Source organism: Kitasatospora sp. NPDC058170 (assembly GCF_042883905.1).
In the GTDB taxonomy this organism is placed as follows: Bacteria; Actinomycetota; Actinomycetes; order Streptomycetales; family Streptomycetaceae; genus Kitasatospora.
Genome location: NZ_JBHVUV010000025.1, coordinates 123,697 through 140,610, shown reverse-complemented (window position 1 = coordinate 140,610; position 16,914 = coordinate 123,697). Strand labels below are relative to the sequence as shown.

The following is a 16,914-nucleotide window of genomic DNA, read 5'->3' as shown; positions in this document are numbered from 1 at the left end:
CCGCTACGACGGGGGCCCCACCCACACACGGTGGCGTCCCGGTCGTCGCGTTCCGGGTCGGAGGATCAGCAGTGGTCCGCCGACTTGGCCGCCAGCGACACCTGGTACAGCGTCTCCGTCCCACCTGCCGGCACGCAGGCCCAGCTGGAGATTCCTTCGTAGTACTGGAACCAGATCTTGACGGCGTGGTCCTCGCAGTTCCGGTAGTACTTGGGATCCCCGGTTCCGGAGAGCCCGCAGGGAAGGTCCACCACCGCGGCACCCGCGCTCGGGGTGGCGCCGGCCGGCACGGCGAGGGCGAGCAGCGCCGCCCCGGTCGCAGCCGCCACGAAGACCCGCTTCAGAGCATTTCGATTCTTCTGCATACCCGTCAGGCTGCCGGCGTCCCCTGCATTTTCTCTATACCAACAGCCTGCCGGTCCGCGCCCGATGCGGACCCGGCGGCAAGCACTCCCACCGGCCTGCCGGCCCGGGTTCCGGGACGCCTCCCGGGGCGGCGACGACGTGCCGCAGCCCCCGGGAGCCGGGTCCGGCCGAGGCGTCAACGGCGGGCCCGGCGGCGTCCGCCGCGCTCCCCGTCCGGCCGCCGGGAGGGGACGGGGAGCGCCTTGCGGTCGCACTTGCCGTTGGCCGTGAGCGGCAGTTCGGGAAGGACGACGACGAAGGACGGGACCATGTACTCCGGGAGCCTGGTGGCCAGGCGGGCACGGATCCGGTCGGCGTCGAGCTCCGCGCCGCCCGCCGGAACGACGTAGAGGACGAGCTTGGCGCCGCCGGGCACGTCGTCCCGCAGCACCACCACGGCCGAGGCGACGTCGGGGTGGTCGGCCGCGGCCGCCTCGATCTCGGCCGGCTCGACGCGCAGACCGCGCAGCTTCACCTGGTGGTCCATCCGCCCGAGGAACTCCAGGTACCCGGCAGGGTGCCAGCGGACCAGGTCACCGGTGCGGTAGAGGACGGCACCGGCACGGTCGGCGAACCGGTCGGGCGCGAACTGGCGCTCCGTCAGATCGGGCCGCCCGACGTAGCCGCGGGCCAGGCAGACGCCGCCGAGGTGGAGCTCGCCGGGGCTGCCGAACGGCGCGAGGCCGCCCGCGGGGTCGAGGACGAGCACGCGGACGCCGTCGATCGGGTGGCCGATCGGCACGGTCGGTCCCGGTTCGAGCGGGCCGCAGGTCCAGTGGGTGACGTCGACGGACGCCTCGGTGGGCCCGTACAGGTTGTGGAGTCCGGCCGGGTTCAGCTCGTGGAACCGGTTGGCCAGGGCCGGGCCGAGCGCCTCGCCGCTGGCGAACACCCGGCGCAGGCCGGTGCACTCGCGCAGGCCCGGCTCCTCGACCACGAGGCCCAGCATCGACGGGACGAAGTGCACCGTGGTGACGCCGGCGCTGCGGATGACGTCCACGAGGTACCCGGGGTCGCGGTGGCCTTCGGGCCTGGCCATCATCACGGCGGCGCCGGTGATCAGCGGCCAGAAGAACTCCCAGACCGAGACGTCGAAGGTGTAGGGGGTCTTCTGCAGGACGACGTCCTCGCGGCCGAGCCCGTACCGGCGCTGCATCCACAGCAGGCGGTTGACGATTCCGCGGTGCGGGACCGCGACGCCCTTGGGCCAGCCGGTCGAGCCCGAGGTGTAGATGATGTAGGCGGTGTCCCGGTCCGAGGCGGCGGGCCGGACCCCGGGCGCCCGGTCGACGGCGGCGCTGCCGGCGCGGGCGGCGCCGGTCAGCGACAGGACCGCCGTGTCGAAGCACTCGGCCATGAGAGCGGTGTACGGCTCGTCGCACAGGACCAGGACCGGCGCGGCCTCGGTGGCGATGTGGCGGATCCGGGCGGACGGCCAGGAGGGGTCCACGGGGAGGTAGGCGCCGTCGGCGAGAAGGACCGCGACCAGGGCGACGACCAGGGCGGCCGACCGTTCGGCGGCCACCGCGACGGCGGTGTCCGGGCCGACCCCGTGGGAGCGGAGGGTGGCGGCCAGGGCCTCGGCGCGTTCCTCCAGCTCACGGTAGGTGAGGCTCTGGTGGTGGTCGCGGACGGCCACCGCGTCCGGGGTGCGCCGGCACTGGGCGAGGATCAGCTCGGACAGCCGCACGCCCCCGTGGTCGGCCAGGCCGTCCCCCGCCAGGGCGAGCAGGTGGGAGCGTTCGGCTCCGCCGAGCAGCGGGAGCCGGGCGACCGGGGTGTCCGGGTCCGCGGTGACGGCGCTCAGCAGCGTGTCGAGCCGCTCGGCGAACCGGTCCGCCGCCTGCTCGTCGTAGCGGTCGCCGTCCAGGTGGATCCGGCAGCCGTGGGCGGGGTCGGCCTCGATCCGTACGGCGAAGGGACCGTCCGCGGGCGCGCCGTGCACCGGGTCACCGGTCCGCCCGGGGTCGGCGGCGGAGCCGTCGGCGCCGGCCGCCCCGTCGGCGCCGGAGAGGTCCCCGACCGGCCCGAGGCACCAGGCGGGCGCCGACCCTCCGGCGTCGTCGGACGCACGGCCGGGGCGGCCGGCGGGCTCGTCCGCGCCGGCCAGGGCACGGACGGTGGTGTCGCCGTCGTAGCTCCACCGGTCGGTGTACGGGTGGGCGCCCGGTCCGGGGCGGACCGCGAGGAGGATCTCGCCGTCGCCGCTGGTGCGCGCCAGCAGGACGCGCACCACCGCGTGCAGGACGGCGGCCGGAGTGCCGCCGACGGCGGTGGCCGCTCCGGTCAGGCGGTTCCACCCGAGGGCGAGGTGGCGGGTCCGCTGGGCGGTGTCCTCGGTCATACTCATGTCCCCTGTCGGTTCGCGAGGTACGCGGCGAGCGCGTCGACGGTGGCGTGGGTCAGCAGGTCGAGCACGGTGACGTCGCACCGGGGCAGCGTGCGGAGCAGGCCGTTGCGGACCTTGGCCAGTTGCAGCGAGTCCCCTCCGACGTCGAAGAACCGCTCGTCGTAGCCGAAGTCGTCGGTTCCGAGGACCTCCTCCCAGACGTCGGCGATCGCGTCGGCCAGCTCGTCCAGGCCGAGGGCCCCGTCGTCGCCGGTGTCCGCCGGACCGGTCGTCCCGGTCGTCCCGGCCCCGGCCCGCGCGTCCGGCCCGGCCTGCGGCGCCGCCCCGGCGACGGCGGCGAGCGGGGCGGCGGCTGCGGCCAGCCGAGCGGCGTCCACCTTGCCGTTGGCCGTGAGCGGGAGCCGGTCGACCACCGTCCACAGGGTCGGCAGGGCGTAGCCGGGCAGCAGCCGTCCGGCGTGCGCCGCGAGGGCCGGGAGCAGGTGCGGTGAGTCGTCGGCGACCACGGCGGCGGCCAGCAGCCGCTCCCCCGGTCCGGTGGTGGGGACGACGACGGCGTCCCGGACGCCGGGGTGGCCGCGCAGGACATGGGCGACGGCGTCGGGTTCGACCCGGAAGCCCCGGATCTTGACCTGGTTGTCACGGCGGCCGAGGTAGCGCAGCCGTCCGGCGCCGTCCCAGCGGACCAGGTCCCCGGTCCGGTAGTGGCGCCGGCCGCCGGGGCCGGTGCGGAAGGCCCGTGCGGTCGCCTCGGGGGCGTCGAGGTAGTCGGCGGCCAGGCCGTCTCCGGCGGTGTGGAGCTCGCCGACGGCGCCCGGCGGCAGGGGCCGCCCGTGGTCGTCGAGGACCGCGACCGAGGTGCCGGGGACCGGTCGGCCGATCGGCAGCGGGTCCTCGACCTCGACCGCGTCGCGGACGTGGTGGACGGTGGTGAAGGTGGTGTTCTCGGTGGGGCCGTAGCCGTTGGTGACGACCAGGCCGGGAGCGGCCTCCAGGACCGCGCGGACCTGGGCCGGCGGCACCACGTCACCGCCGGTGAGGACCTGCCGCACGCCGCGGAAGGCGGCGGGCTCGTGGTCGGCGACCAGGCGGAACAGCCCGGCGGTGAGCCACAGGCCGGTGATACCGCGTCGGCGGACGAAGTCGCGGAAGGCGGACGGCACCAGGTGCGGCGGCGCGTAGACCTCGACGGTTCCGCCGGAGGCCAGCGGCGCGAAGATCTCCAGGGTGGACGCGTCGAAGGCGAGCGGTGCGAACCGTAGGAACCGGTCGGCGGCCCCGGGCTCCAGTACGCCCGGCCCGCGGACCAGGCGGGCCACGCCCCGGTGCGGGACCCTGACGCCCTTGGGGGTGCCGGTCGAGCCGGAGGTGAAGGCGGTGTAGGCGATCCGGTCGGGGTCCGCCGGCGCGGCCGGGCCCGCCTCGGCGTCGCCGGGCTCCCACGGGTCGACCACCCGCGCGCCGGCGGCGCCGAGCGGGGCCAGCCGCTCCGGGTCGCCGAGCAGCGCCTTCGGGCGGACGGCCGTCAGGATGTGCCGGGCGACGGCGGCCGGGGCGCCTTCGTCGAGTCCGACGTACGCGGCGCCCAGGCGCAGCACGGCGAGGACGGAGACGAGCTCCTGCACCGAGCGGCGGTGGGCGAGCACCACGTGGTCGCCCACGCCGACGCCGGCGGCGCGCAGCACGGCCGACTGCTGCTCGGCGGCGTGCCGCAGCCGGTCGTAGGTCAGCTCGCGTCCGAGCGCCGCGTCGGCGACGGCGACGGCCTCGGGGTGGGCGTGGCAGGTCTGTTCGAAGAGCTGCCACAGGCCGGTGGCGGCCGGCGGCGGCGGTCCGGCGGCCAGTTGCTCGCGTGCCGTGCGGGCGGCGGTCGACGGGTCGCCGACGGTGGACAGCGGCTGGTCGGGGTCGACGGCGAACTCGGCGATGACCGCGTCGAGTTCGGTGGCGAGGACGGCGGCCTCGGCGAAGCCGAGCACCGAGGTCGCGTACTCCAGGGCGAGCACCACCCGGTCCTCGCGCCACTGCTGGACGTAGAGGACGGCGTCGAAGACGGTTCCGCCGCAGTGGCCCTCGTGGAGGTCGAAGGTGACCTCGCCGGCGGTGAGCGCGTCGGGCACCAGCTCGTCGTGGGCGGCGAAGGCGAACTGGGTCAGGGGGGTGCGCCGGGGGTCGCCGCCCGCTCCCATCGCGGAGACGATCCGCTCGGAGGGCAGCGGGCCGGTGTCCAGCGCCCGGCGCATGTCGGCGCCGACCCGCGCGAGGAACTCGCGGACGGTCGAGGCGGGGTCGGGGAGGCAGCGGACCGGCTGGATCTTCGTCAGCAGTCCCACGACGTCGCGCGAAGCGGCGTTGCGGCCGGCCGAGGCCATGCCGATCAGCAGGTCGGGTACGCCGGCCCGGCGGCCCAGGACGAAGGACCAGGCGGCCAGCAGCAGCCCGTTGCGGGTGAGGCCGGTCGCCCGGCCGAGGGCCTCGCAGCCGGCCACGGCGGTCGGGCTCAGGGTGAACCTGAGCCTGGTGCCGCGGCGGTCGGCGGTCCGGGGGCGGGTCAGGTCGGACGGGATCTCGATCGTGGTGGGGGCGCCCGCGAGTTCGGGGAGCCGGGCCGCGAGGGCGGAGCGCGCCGCTTCGGAGTCCTCCGCCCGGATCGCGGTCAGCGGTGAGGGAGCCGGGCCCGGTGCCAGGTCGCCCCGGTAGGCGGCGACCAGGTCCCGCCAGAGCACGCCGATGCTCCAGCCGTCGACGAGCGCGTGGTGCACCAGCAGGGAGAGGACGCAGTGGCCGGGGCCCAGCCCGGTGAGGACGAAGGCCGCCGCCGGCCGGTCGAGGGGCGACAACAGGTCACGGCTCGCGGGGACGACCACGGCGTGCACGGCGGCCACCGGGTCGCCGCCGGCCGGTGGCCGCAGCTCCTGGCGGATCACCGTGGACTGCCAGTGCGCCAGGATGCGGGCCGTCATGCGGCCGTCCTGCTCGACGAAGACGGTGCGCAGCGCCTCGTGCCGGGCGGTGAGCGCGGCGACGGCGCCGGTGAGGCGCCGCTCGTCGAGCGGTCCGCGGACCTCCGCGCTGAACAGCAGGTGGTGGACGGTGCTGGGGTGGGCCTGGTCGCTGAGCAGCATGGACTGCTCGCCCGCCGAGGCGGCGCGCAGGCCTTCGGCGGCGGCCCCGCCGTCCGCCTCGACCGGCGCGGTCGGGGCCGGCCGGGCGGCGGCGAGCACCTCGGCCAGCGGCAGCGGGCCGAGCAGCGCGCCCACCTCCGGGGCCAGGGCGAGCCGGCTCTCGGCGAGGGCCGCGAGTTCGACGGCGCGCAGGGAGGTGCCGCCGAGGGCGACGAAGGGCACCGTGGCGGCCCGCTGCCGGAGCTCCGGCTCCGGCAGCCGGAGGACCTGCGCCGCCAGCGCGGTCCAGGACTGCGCCGGGAGCGGCGGAAGGTGCTGGGCGGTCATGTCGTCTCCCTGGTGAGCCAGCGCAGGATCACGGCCGAGACCTGCGCGGCGTGCTGTTCGTGCATCAGTGCGTGGTGGTCGGCGTCGACGGCTTCCGCGCGCACCTCCCCGTCCACGTAGTCCTGCCAGCCCTCGGCGAGCCCGGCGGGCGTGCTGCCGGGGCGGTGGGTGAAGAGGCAGTCGATGCTGCCGAAGACGGCGTCGGGGTCGTACCGGGCGCAGGCGTTGCCGTTGATCCCGTAGATGTCGACCAGCGGCTTGAGGTCCTCGGCCCGGAAGGACACCGGTAGGCGCCGCTCGGCCACGGCACGTCGGAGGAAGCCGTCGAGGAGCTCGTCGTGCGGCGCCCCGTCCGGGGCGGTGAACGGCGTCGACAGGCCCACGGCGCGGGACAGCAGTCCGAGCGCCTGGCCGGTGCTCAGCGGGTCCTGCTGGGTGTGCGGCGGATCGGTGTCGAGCAGCCCGACGAGCGCGACCCGTTCGCCGCGGGCTTCCCACTGCCGGGCCATCTCGAAGGCGATGAAGCCGCCCATCGAGTAGCCGAGGATCTCGTACGGTCCCTCCGGCTGCACCGCGGTGACCGCCCGGATGTAGCGGGCGGCCATGTCCTCGATGGTCCGGTCGGCGGGGTTGGCGGGGCTGATGCCGTGGCACTGCAGCCCGTAGACGTCCCTGAGGTGGCCCAGTCGGCGGGCCACCGGGGCGTAGTAGGCGACCGTGCCGCCCAGGGCGTGCACGCAGTACACCGCCCGGCCGGTGCCGCTCACCTGGAGCGGCACCAGGCACTCGCTCGCGGGGCTCCACATCGCTCAGTTCCCACTCTGCTGTCGTGACAGGACATCGAGGATCCGCTGCACCGCCCAGGTGTCGAGCACGCCGCGGACGTCCGACCGCTGGGCGCCCTGGTGCTGCGTCGCGAAGACGTTGGCGTCCCGGGTCGCGGAGAGGAAGCGGTCCACCTCGGCGGCCAGGCCGGCGTCGACCGGGTCCAGGTAGCAGCCCCGGAGCCGGTCCCCGACCAGGGCTGCGGCGACGGCGTCCTGGTCGACCAGCTCGTACCGGCCGATGTTCACCAGGTACGGACGGCGGGGGGCGACGCGGGCGAGCCAGGCCTCGTCGACCATCCGGCGGGTGGCCGGCCGGAGCGGAACGGCCAGCACGTGGACGTCGGACTCGGCCGTCGCCTCGTCCGGGTCGACGACCGGGAGGCCGTCCGGCACGGACGGGTGCCGGACGAACCCGCTCGGCACCCCGAGCATCCCCAGCCGCCGGTGGACGGCCCGGCCGATCGGTCCGGCGCCCCAGACCACCACCCGCTGGTCTGCCAGGGACTCCCCCATCAGGCGGTGTTTGGCGAACGTGCCGTCGAGCAGCCAGCGGTAGCCGAGGCCCATCCGCCGGCAGAGCACGGTCAGTCCCGCGACGGCCAGCTCGGCCACCGCCTCGGCGCTCACGTCCGCGTTCCGGTGCAGCCGGATGCCGCGCGCCGCGACGACGTCCAGCGCGATGTTGTCGGTCCCGCTTCCGGGCCGCACCACGTCGGTCAGTGCGGGCAGTTCGGCGAGCTCGGCCGCGCCGAGAGCGGTCTCCGAGCGGAGCACCACCACGCGGCAGCGGCGGCGGGCGTCGGGTGTGAGCTCCGCGACGCAGCCGGCCACGACCACCTCGGCCGCACCCCCCAGTCGGGCGAGGAGGGGCTCGGCCAGGGTGGTCAGGACGGCCACCACCGGCCGGCCGCCGCTCACGCGGGCACCTCGCCGGCTTCGGCCGCGGAGGCGAGCAGCCCCAGCGTGACCGGGTGCAGCACGGTGTCGAGCGGCCGGCCGGCGGCCATCAGCTCGCGCACCTGCGTGCCCGACACCGCCGGGAGGTGCGTGACGTCGAGGCGTACCACGCGCTCGCCGAGCGCGGTCCAGGCCGCTGCCTTGGCATCCTCGAAGTCGTCCCGGGCCGGGACGGCGAACACCCTTTCCGGCGGCAGGAGTTGCCGGTAGAGCGGCCAGTCGAGGTCGAGCCGGTGCCCGGCGAGGACCTGCACGTCGGACACCCGCTCGGGGAACGCCGCTCCCACGGTCGCCCGGACCATCCGGTGGCGCAGCCAGAGCGGCCAGGGATTGCGCTCACCGGCGTGGTGGCCGTCCACGGTCCGCGAGAACTCCGGCACCGGGGAGGGGTGCCGGGCGTCGGCCGAGGTCTCGTTCGCGACCACGACGACGGTCAGCTTCTCGGTCCGCCGCAACAGCTCGCCGACGTAGGCCAGATGGCCCCGGTGGACGGGCTGGAACCGTCCTTCCCAGACCAGGTGGGAGAAGCGCTCGGTCATGCGTGGGTCAGAGCACCTTCACGGGACGCGTCCAGGAACCCCGGGTACGCGCGCTCGGCACCCACGTTCGGCCGTCCGGCCCGGCGCTGGGCCGGACGGCACACCACGGCCGGGATCCGGCGGCCGTGGCCGCGGGCGAACTCCGCCGCGACGGCGCACCGCATGGCCTCGTAGAGGTTGACCCCGGCCGTGGCGCCGATCGGGCTCGCGCCGATGGTCAGGGTGCCGATGATCGGGGTGCGGGTGTCGATGCCGGTGTCGGTGTCGGAGATGATCACGTCCACGGCGACCCCGTGGTCCCGCTTCACCGCGGCGGCGATCTCCAGCGCCCTCAGATTCGGGTCGTCCGTACCGAGGGTGGCCTGGTCGGTGCCGAACTCGTCTGCCAGCAAAAGGTGTTGCTCGGTCACCTGGTAGCCGAGCTCCTTGCTCCAGGCGGCCGCGATCTCCGGCAGCCGGTGCGCCGGAACCGTCTTGGGGTCCGGGTCGGCGAGCACCCGCCGGGGGCCCACCCGGCCGAGGCCGGCCGAGGTGACCTTGTCGGCCACGACCACCACGTCACCGTCGATGACGTGCGGGCCCACCAGCTCGGACAGCCGGTCGACGGTGGACTCCCAGCCGGCCTCGGTGTCGACCTCGCCCGGCGTCGGCTCGACCGAGGCGCAGATGTGCCCGGACTCGCCCATGCTGCCCAGCAGGCCCTTGAAGGCCGCGTTCATCGCGACGGCCAGCTCCCAGAACCAGTCCGGGCGCTCGTTGGACTCACTCGCCACGGAGGGCCTCCCGCAGGCTCAGCAGCCGCTCCTCCTCGGCGACGGAGTCGTCCTCGACCCCGTCGAAGCCGGGGTGGCGCAGGACGTCGTCCGGCTCCATGAGGGCGAGCTTCGGGAGCGGGGCCCGGTCGTCCGCCAGAGCGTTCTCCAGGTGGAAGATGGCCACCGACAGGTCGGAGACACGGATGCCGTCGAGGGGGCCCTCGGCCAGGGCGTCCAGCTGGGCGTGGGCCAGGACGGCCTTGGCCTGCGGGTGCTCCCTGAGCGTGGCGAGCCGGGCCGCGAAGTCCTTCCAGATCTGCAGTTCAGGGGCGATCCACGCCTCTGCGGTCATGGTCACGGTGCCTCCTTGGGGCCGTTGCCGGCTCCGTCGAGAATGTTCAGAAGTGCTTGTGTGTAAGGCTGTTCGGCTCCGCCGAGGAGCGCGTCGGTGAGCAGCTCCACCACCGGCCGGCCCGCCTCGGCGAGCGCGGGCAGCCCGCGGGTGATCTCACCGAGGTCCTTGGCGGCGAGCCGGCCCAGATAGGTCGAGCGCGCCGGGTGCCGGGCGTCGCGCACCACCGACCAGTCGGGTACCGCGCGCCCGGCGGTGCCGGCGGCCAGGACCTCCACCAGCGTCGCGTGGCCGTCGGGGCCCACCTCGCCCAGCGCGAGCGCGGCCGCCCACTGCTGCACCAGCAGCACCCAGTTGTGGAGCAGCTTCGCCCGGGCGGCCTCGGCCGCGCTGGGAAAGCCGATCGCCCGGCCCAGGGCCGAGACGACGCGGCCGGCGGGGCCGTCGGGTTCGACCGGGCTGCCCAGCAGCAGGACGCCCCGGCCCGCGGCGAGCTCGTGCCCGCCGCCGGTCAGCCCGCCGGCGTGGTAGGCGGCGCCGAGACCGGCCGCCAGGTGCGCGCACCGCGCCGCCGACTCCGGGCTCTGCGTGGTGAAGTCCAGGACCACTCCCGGGGCCTTCTCCAACTCGCCCAGCTGGAGCAGGCTTTCGTCACCCCGGGTCAGCGCCATGACCAGGACGTCCGGCGCGGCGTCGAGGACCAGGCGGCGATCGTCCCGGTCCGCCGCGCGGACGGCGAAACCGCGGTCGGTGAGCCGACGCGCGACCGCGCAGCCGACCGCACCCTGGCCGAGTACTCCGATGAGCGGCATCAGGCGTTCAGGTAGCCCGCGGCGAGCATGTTGCCGCTGTGCGCACGGACCATCGCGACGTGGGCCTCGCGGATGACCTCGCAGGCGCGCCGGGCGCGGTCCTGGGCCGGCGTGGTCCGCGCGAACACCTGCAGGCCGAGGTGGCCCAGCCGGGCGTGGAAGCGCTCGTCCGGGTTGATGTGCTTCTCGAACATCTCGGCGGTCTCGGGGTCGAACCGGGCGAGTGCCTTCTCGTTGCGCTTGAGGCTCTGGGTCTCCACCGTCAGCTGCTGCGCGGCGAAGAACTCCTCCGGGTAGGCCATCTCGTCGAGCAGGTCGCCGAAGCGCAGCTGCTCCGCGCTGGGACGGTAGTCGATGACCGAGCCGCCCAGGGCCTCGATACGGCGACGGCAGTGCTTGGCGTGCTTCGCCTCGTCACCGACCTGACGACCCACCAGGGTCTTGAGCGTCAGGTCCGGTACGCGCCCGATGAACCGGCCGATGATGTCGACACCGCGGATCTCGTTGTACCAGCGGGGCTTGAGGGCCTCTGCCGCCGCGAGTCCGTCCAGCTTTCCCGTCCAGTACACGGTGTCCGACTCCGGGAGGGCGGAGAAGTACTCCTCGTTCTCCCGGTTGAGCTGGGCGATGAACTCCTCGACGTCTACTGCCATGACCTTCTCCTTGTTCTTCGAATTCTGTACTGGAAATTCCGCCGCGTTCCGGTCAGCGGGAGAGCGAGAGCCATTCGTCGAGCTTCTGCAGCTCGAAGATCTCGCGGACGCTGGCGACCTCGTCCTCGACCGCCGAACTGGACCCGTTCTCGCGAATGGCGGAAAGCGTCCGGCGCACGGCGCTCACCGTCGCCCGAAGGCCCTGGTTCGCGTAGATGCTCATCGCCACGCCGGCCTTCTGCATCTCGTCGACCGACCAGTCGAAGTAGGTGGTCGGAACGACGACGACCGGCCGGATCCCGGACCACTTCCCCAGGAATTCCTGGACTTCGTCGGGCGCCGCGGACTTGGAGTGGACCAGGATCGCGTCCGCGCCGGCCGCCGCGTACGCCTCGGCCCGACGGAGGGCCTCGGCCACGTCGCAACCGGCGATCAGCGCCTCGGTGCGGGCGATCACCACGAGGTCCGGATCGCGCTGGGCGGCCTTCGCCACGGCGATCCGGTGCGCGAACTCCGTCACGTCCTCCAGGACCTGGCCCCTGGACGAGAAACTGTTGACCTTCGGAAAGATCTTGTCCTCGATGCACACCGCCGCAATTCCCGCGGCTTCGTACTCGTGGATCATATGCGCGATGTTGAGCGCATTTCCAAATCCGGTGTCGCAGTCGGCGACGACCGGAAGTCCGCACGCCCGGTCGACCTCGACCGCGGACCGAAGATAGTCGGTCATGGTCAGCAGACTGGCGTCGGGCAGCCCGCGAAATGCCGACACCTCGAAACTGGACGACCAGACGGCGTCGAAACCCGCCTCTTCCGCCAGAATCGCGGTGAGACCCGAGGAAGCCCCCATGACGGTGGTGACCTCGGCGGATTCGAGAAGCATTCTGAGCTTCCGAGATTTGAACACAGTCGCCCCCTCCTGTTGTGAACTTGACAATGCCGAGGGAAGACCGCGACCGGGCGCCGGGCCTCGTGGGCACGGCAGGACACCGGGGGTCGACCGAAGGGCGAAACGCGGCTGACACCGCGATGGATTGATCGAGAAGCCCCGGAGCGAAGCCGGGGGGAGGTGCTGCGCAAAAGCCGTTGACGCGGCCGTCGAAGGCGGCCACCAAGGCGTCCTGAACAATCGTCAGGCGCAGCGGCCGCCCCATCCCCTGTGGCGGCCTGTGAGCACCGGACACTAGATCAACCGTCAGTTCAAACGCAACTGAATAGGATCATGCTGAGGCGTGCGTCACAGTCTCAGCGGGGCGGTCGTGCGCCGGGGGTACGGTGAAACGTCCCGCGCTGCCCAGTGCTGCCGGCCGCCCCGCGGCCGAGGCCCGTCAGCGCCGTCGGACCTCACGTGTCCGCCCCTGACGACTCCCACCGACGACGGCCCCACCGGTCGCGTCCACCTGGGCGGGGCGGACCGATCCGCCGCACCGGGTGCGGCTGCTTCTGTGATCCTTCTTCGAGCGGGGGTTTTGCTGCCATGCAACTGGACGACGCCGTAGCGGTCGTGGGCCTGTCCGGCCGGTTTCCCGGCGCGGACTCACCAGCGGTGTTCTGGGAGAACATCCGGGCCGGCCGCGAGAGCCTGACCCGGTTGACCCCCGAACAGCTCGCCGCTGCCGGGGTCCCGCCGGAGGAGTCCGGCCACGACGCGTACGTACCGGTCCGCGGGCTGCTCGACGACGTCGAGTACTTCGACGCGGAGCTGTTCGGCTACCCGCCCCGCGAGGCGGAACTCATCGACCCCCAGCAGCGCCTGCTGCTGCAGTGCGCCCGGGAGGCGCTGGAGGACGCCGGTCACGGCGGCGCGGGCGGCCGTACCGGGGTCTTCGTCGGCACGTCGATGAGCAGCTACCTGCTGCGCCACCTGCTCGTCCGGCCGGAGCTGGAGCAGGGCCTGGGCCTGATGCCGATCATGGTGGGCAACGACAAGGAGCACGCGGCCACCCGGATCGCCTACCGCCTCGGCCTCACCGGCCCGGCGCTCGCCGTCCAGACCGCCTGCTCCACCTCGCTGGTCGCCGTCCACTACGCCGCGCAGAGCGTGCTGCGCGGCGAGTGCGATCTCGCCCTCGCGGGAGGCGCCTCGATCGCCCTGCCGCAGCACGTCGGCTACCGCTACCAGCGCCACGGGATCCTCTCCCCCGACGGCCACTGCCGGGCCTTCGACCGGCGGGCGGCGGGAACCGTGCCCGGCAGCGGGGTCGGCGTGGTGCTCCTCAAGCGGGCGGCGGACGCGCACCGGGACGGCGACGTCGTCCATGCCCTGATCCGCGGCTCCGCGGTCAACAACGACGGCGGCGACAAGGCCGGTTACAGCGCACCGAGCGTCGCCGGACAGTCGGCGGTCATCCGTGCGGCGCTGCGCGCCGCCGGGGTCGGCCCGGCGGAGATCGACTACGTCGAGACGCACGGCACCGGCACCGAACTCGGCGACGGCATCGAGATCGCCGCCCTGACCGCGGCCTTCCAGGACGGGACCGAGCGACGCGCCGGCTGCGCGATCGGCAGCCTCAAGCCGAACATCGGCCACCTCGACGCCGCCGCGGGCATCGCCTCCTTCATCAAGGCCGTGCTGGCCCTCAAGCACCTGGTGCTGCCCCCGAGCATCAACTGGGAGGAGCCCAACGACGAACTGCGACCGGACCGGAGCCCCTTCCACCTCAACCGCGAGGCCCGGCCGTGGCCGTCGTCCGGATCGCCCCGGCGCTGCGGGGTGAGCTCCTTCGGCATCGGCGGGACCAACGCGCACGTCGTCCTGGAGGAGGCTCCGCCGGCCGCACCGCCGACCGCCCCCGAAGCCCGGACCGTGGAGATCGTCGTCCAGTCGGCCCGCACCCGCGAGGGCGTCCTGGCCGCCGGTGCCGACCTGGTCCGGCACCTCGCCACCGCACGCCTCCCGCTCGGCGACGTCGCCCACACCCTGCAGACCGGACGGGCCCACCTGGAGTGGCGGCGCGCCGTCACCGTGGACGGGCTCGACGGACTCGGCGAAGCCCTGGACAGCGCCGCCGTCCGCCGCGTGCCCCGGTCCTCCTCGCTGGTCTTCCAGTTCCCCGGCCAGGGCTCCCAGTACGTCGGCATGGCGGCCGGCCTGCACCGCGAGGTCCCGGAGTTCCGCGCCGCGTTCGACCGCTGCCTGGCGCTCCTGGAGCCCGGCCTGGCCCAGGACCTGGCCCGTCTGCTGACCTGCGACCGGCCGACGTCCGCCGACACCGGGGAACTCACCGACACCCGGCTCGCCCAGCCCGCACTGTTCGTCACCGAGTACGCGTTGGCCACCGCACTGACCGCCTGGGGGCTGCGGCCGAAGGCGATGATCGGCCACAGCGTCGGCGAGTACACCGCCGCCTGCCTGGCCGGGGCGATGTCCCTGGAGGACAGCCTGCGCCTGGTCGCCGCACGTGGCGAGATCATGGCCCGGGCGCCGCACGGCGCGATGCTCGCGGTGCTCGCCCCGGAGTCGGCCGTCCGCGGCCGGCTGAGCGGCACCCTGTCGGTCGCCGCCGTCAACGCGCCGGCCGTGACCGTGGTCGGCGGCAGCTCCGAGGACGTCGCCGTCCTCGCCCGGCAGCTGGCCGACGAGGGGACGACGGCGCGACCGCTGCGCGTCGGCCACGCCTTCCACACCGCCCTGATGGACCCCGTGCTGGAGGAGTTCCGCACGCTCGCCGGCGCGGTCACGTTCTCACGGCTCAGGATCCCGGTCGTCTCCAACGTCACCGGTGCCTTCACCAACCGCCGCAAGGGCCACTCGGCCGACTACTGGGCCGAGCACCTCCGCGAGCCGGTGCGTTACGCCGACGGCCTGACCGCGGTCCTCGGTCTGCCCAACCCGATCGTGCTGGAGGTCGGTCCCGGACGGGCGCTGACCGGGCTCGCCCTCCGACGGGCGGCCGCCGACCCCGCAGTCCTGGCCGCGACCATGCCGCGACCCGCCGAGGACCCGTCCGACGCCCGCCGGATGCTGTCCGACGCCGTCGGCACCGCCTGGTCCGCCGGAGCGTCGGTGGACTGGGACGCCCAGCGCGGCGACCGGGTCCGCCGACGGGTCCCGCTGCCCACCTACCGGTTCGCCCGGACCCGGCACTGGATCGACGCACCGGGAGCCCGACCCGCCGCTGCAGCCGACTCCTCGACCGGGCGCCCGACCGACTCCTCGACCGACCCCTCGGCCACCACCGGGGAGCTGCCCGGCGCGCCGTCCCCCGCCCCCGCGGCCGGCTCACCGCAGGCCCGCACCGCACTCGCCGGGATCTGGAGCAGGCTGCTGGGCGCCGAGGGGATCGGGCCGGACTCCGACTTCTTCGAACTCGGCGGCCACTCACTGCTGGCCGTCTCCCTCCTGGCGGGCATCCAGGAGACCTTCCACGTCGAGCTCTCCCTCAACGACACCTACCAGGCCCGTACGCTCGCCGCGCAGGCCGCGCTCATCACGGCACGCCGCAGTGCCGACGGCACCGACAGGAGCAGCGGCCATGAGTGAGTCCTCGACCACCGGGGCAGCCGACCGGCACCCCACGCCGGCCCCGCCCGCGCCCACCCTGCCGACGGCCACCCCGCCCGCGGCCCCGACCCGGTGGCGCCGTCGCCTCACGGAGCGGCTGCCGGCGCCGGGGGCGGCCCGGCTGATCGTCCTGGCGTCACTGGTCACCAGCATCGGGCTCGGCCTGTACATCTCCGGCAGCGCCGTCTTCTTCGTCCGCTCCGTCGGGTTGTCACCCACCCAGGTCGGCCTGGGCCTGTCGGTGGCGGGACTGGCCGGCCTCGCCCTCGGCGTCCCCGTCGGCCACCTCGCCGACCGCCACGGCCCGCGCGAGGTGACGATCGCGATGGTCGCCCTGCAGGCGGTCCTGCTCGTCACGGCGACCCAGGTCACCTCGTTCTGGCCGTTCCTCCTGGTGATCACCGCCCTGGGCGTGGCGGAGAGCGGCGGGGACGTCGGACGGCAGGCCGTCCTGTCCGGCCTGATCGGGCCCGACCAGCGGGTCGCGGTGTCCGCGTACAGCCGGGCGGTCTTCAACGGGGGCTTCTCCCTGGGCGTCCTGGCCGCCGGCCTCGCCATCGCCGCGGACACCAGGGCCGCCTACACCGCGCTGATGCTCGGCAACGCCGCCACCGCCCTCCTGGCGTGCGGGCTCTACCTGCGCCTCCCCCGGCTCCCCGGTACCGGCGGCCGAAAGGACGCACCGTCGGGCCTCACCGCGCTGCGCGACCTGCCCTACCAGGCGATGGCCCAGGTCAGCGGGCTCATCATGCTGGGAGACATCGTGCTGACGGTCGGCGTCCCGCTGTGGGTGGTGTCGCACACCGACGCGCCGCGACCCGCCGCGTCGTGGCTGATCGGGGTCAACACCCTGCTCGTGATGGTCTTCCAGGTCCGCGCGGCCCGCGGCGCCGAGACCCTGGCCGGAGCGACCAGGCGCCACCGGTGGGCGTTCCTCAGCCTGGCGGCGAGCTGCGCACTGACCGCGGTGACCGACCGGCTCCCCACCTGGCCCGCGGTCGCCGCACTGGCCGTCTCCGTGGGCCTGCTGACGCTCGGTGAGCTGTGGGGGCAGAGCGCCCGGTGGACGGTCCGCTACGACCTCGCGGACCCCGACGCCCAGGGCCAGTACGGTGGCGCCTTCCAGCTGGGCACGACGCTGCCCAGGGTCCTGGGCCCCCTCCTGGTCACCGGGCTCACCGACCGGCTGGCCGGGGTCGGTTGGCTCGTCACGGGGTCGGTGTTCGCCCTCGGGTTCCTGCTCTTCCCGGCCACGATGCGGTGGGCCGAACGGACCCGCAGCACGTACACCGGCCGCACCTGACGGTG

The 16,914-nt window shown here is 74.3% G+C and carries 13 protein-coding genes; 2 read left to right on the top strand and 11 right to left on the bottom strand.

Going from position 1 to position 16,914, the window contains the following annotated elements; translation table 11 throughout:
- Positions 1-65: 65 nt before the first annotated feature.
- The 11 genes from ACFVVX_RS27125 to ACFVVX_RS27075 form a co-directional block, all read right to left on the bottom strand.
- The gene (locus ACFVVX_RS27125; protein WP_387949233.1) at positions 66-365 is read right to left on the bottom strand and encodes a hypothetical protein; all 300 of its coding nucleotides are present in this window, start codon (positions 363-365) and stop codon (positions 66-68) included.
- 176 nt (positions 366-541) lie between these two features.
- A complete protein-coding gene (locus tag ACFVVX_RS27120; RefSeq protein WP_387949232.1) occupies positions 542-2,755 on the bottom strand; it encodes an amino acid adenylation domain-containing protein in 2,214 nt (737 codons plus the stop codon).
- On the bottom strand, positions 2,752-6,207 hold the full coding sequence (locus tag ACFVVX_RS27115) for an amino acid adenylation domain-containing protein (RefSeq protein WP_387949231.1): 3,456 nt from the start codon (positions 6,205-6,207) through the stop codon (positions 2,752-2,754). Before ACFVVX_RS27115 ends, ACFVVX_RS27120 begins: the two co-directional genes overlap by 4 nt.
- Entirely contained in the window at positions 6,204-7,013 is an 810-nt protein-coding gene (locus tag ACFVVX_RS27110; protein WP_387949230.1) for a thioesterase domain-containing protein, read from the bottom strand. The genes ACFVVX_RS27115 and ACFVVX_RS27110 overlap by 4 nt, the downstream gene beginning before the upstream one ends.
- A 3-nt stretch (positions 7,014-7,016) precedes the next feature.
- Positions 7,017-7,952, bottom strand: coding sequence for an NAD(P)-dependent oxidoreductase (locus tag ACFVVX_RS27105; protein WP_387949229.1), 936 nt, complete (start codon positions 7,950-7,952; stop codon positions 7,017-7,019).
- Entirely contained in the window at positions 7,949-8,530 is a 582-nt protein-coding gene (locus ACFVVX_RS27100) for a hypothetical protein (protein WP_387949228.1), read from the bottom strand. Before ACFVVX_RS27100 ends, ACFVVX_RS27105 begins: the two co-directional genes overlap by 4 nt.
- On the bottom strand, positions 8,527-9,303 hold the full coding sequence (locus ACFVVX_RS27095) for a hypothetical protein (RefSeq protein ID WP_387949227.1): 777 nt from the start codon (positions 9,301-9,303) through the stop codon (positions 8,527-8,529). The genes ACFVVX_RS27100 and ACFVVX_RS27095 overlap by 4 nt, the downstream gene beginning before the upstream one ends.
- Positions 9,293-9,643 carry a hypothetical protein gene (locus ACFVVX_RS27090; protein ID WP_387949226.1) on the bottom strand — a complete coding sequence of 117 codons (351 nt, stop codon included), beginning with the start codon at positions 9,641-9,643 and terminating at the stop codon, positions 9,293-9,295. The genes ACFVVX_RS27095 and ACFVVX_RS27090 overlap by 11 nt, the downstream gene beginning before the upstream one ends.
- A complete protein-coding gene (locus ACFVVX_RS27085) occupies positions 9,640-10,449 on the bottom strand; it encodes a hypothetical protein (protein ID WP_387949225.1) in 810 nt (269 codons plus the stop codon). Before ACFVVX_RS27085 ends, ACFVVX_RS27090 begins: the two co-directional genes overlap by 4 nt.
- A complete protein-coding gene (locus ACFVVX_RS27080) occupies positions 10,449-11,102 on the bottom strand; it encodes a hypothetical protein (RefSeq protein WP_387949224.1) in 654 nt (217 codons plus the stop codon). Before ACFVVX_RS27080 ends, ACFVVX_RS27085 begins: the two co-directional genes overlap by 1 nt.
- A 52-nt stretch (positions 11,103-11,154) precedes the next feature.
- A complete protein-coding gene (locus tag ACFVVX_RS27075) occupies positions 11,155-11,985 on the bottom strand; it encodes an isocitrate lyase/phosphoenolpyruvate mutase family protein (protein WP_387949223.1) in 831 nt (276 codons plus the stop codon).
- Between the two features lie 594 nt (positions 11,986-12,579).
- Between ACFVVX_RS27075 and ACFVVX_RS27070 the strand changes: the two genes are divergently transcribed.
- Together ACFVVX_RS27070 and ACFVVX_RS27065 are read left to right on the top strand one after the other, a co-directional pair.
- Complete coding sequence (locus ACFVVX_RS27070; protein WP_387949222.1) at positions 12,580-15,585, top strand: type I polyketide synthase; 3,006 nt, start codon at positions 12,580-12,582, stop codon at positions 15,583-15,585.
- Positions 15,578-16,909, top strand: coding sequence for an MFS transporter (locus tag ACFVVX_RS27065; protein WP_387949221.1), 1,332 nt, complete (start codon positions 15,578-15,580; stop codon positions 16,907-16,909). Before ACFVVX_RS27070 ends, ACFVVX_RS27065 begins: the two co-directional genes overlap by 8 nt.
- Positions 16,910-16,914: the final 5 nt, after the last annotated feature.

What these genes read in the sequence shown, in the direction of transcription:
- ACFVVX_RS27075 (WP_387949223.1), bottom strand. Translation starts at nt 11,985, where the DNA reads ATGCTTCTCGAATCCGCCGAGGTCACCACCGTCATGGGGGCTTCCTCG.
- ACFVVX_RS27080 (WP_387949224.1), bottom strand. Translation starts at nt 11,102, where the DNA reads ATGGCAGTAGACGTCGAGGAGTTCATCGCCCAGCTCAACCGGGAGAAC.
- ACFVVX_RS27125 (WP_387949233.1), bottom strand. Translation starts at nt 365, where the DNA reads ATGCAGAAGAATCGAAATGCTCTGAAGCGGGTCTTCGTGGCGGCTGCG.
- ACFVVX_RS27100 (WP_387949228.1), bottom strand. Translation starts at nt 8,530, where the DNA reads ATGACCGAGCGCTTCTCCCACCTGGTCTGGGAAGGACGGTTCCAGCCC.
- ACFVVX_RS27110 (WP_387949230.1), bottom strand. Translation starts at nt 7,013, where the DNA reads ATGTGGAGCCCCGCGAGCGAGTGCCTGGTGCCGCTCCAGGTGAGCGGC.
- ACFVVX_RS27065 (WP_387949221.1), top strand. Translation starts at nt 15,578, where the DNA reads ATGAGTGAGTCCTCGACCACCGGGGCAGCCGACCGGCACCCCACGCCG.
- ACFVVX_RS27115 (WP_387949231.1), bottom strand. Translation starts at nt 6,207, where the DNA reads ATGACCGCCCAGCACCTTCCGCCGCTCCCGGCGCAGTCCTGGACCGCG.
- ACFVVX_RS27085 (WP_387949225.1), bottom strand. Translation starts at nt 10,449, where the DNA reads ATGCCGCTCATCGGAGTACTCGGCCAGGGTGCGGTCGGCTGCGCGGTC.
- ACFVVX_RS27070 (WP_387949222.1), top strand. Translation starts at nt 12,580, where the DNA reads ATGCAACTGGACGACGCCGTAGCGGTCGTGGGCCTGTCCGGCCGGTTT.
- ACFVVX_RS27120 (WP_387949232.1), bottom strand. Translation starts at nt 2,755, where the DNA reads ATGAGTATGACCGAGGACACCGCCCAGCGGACCCGCCACCTCGCCCTC.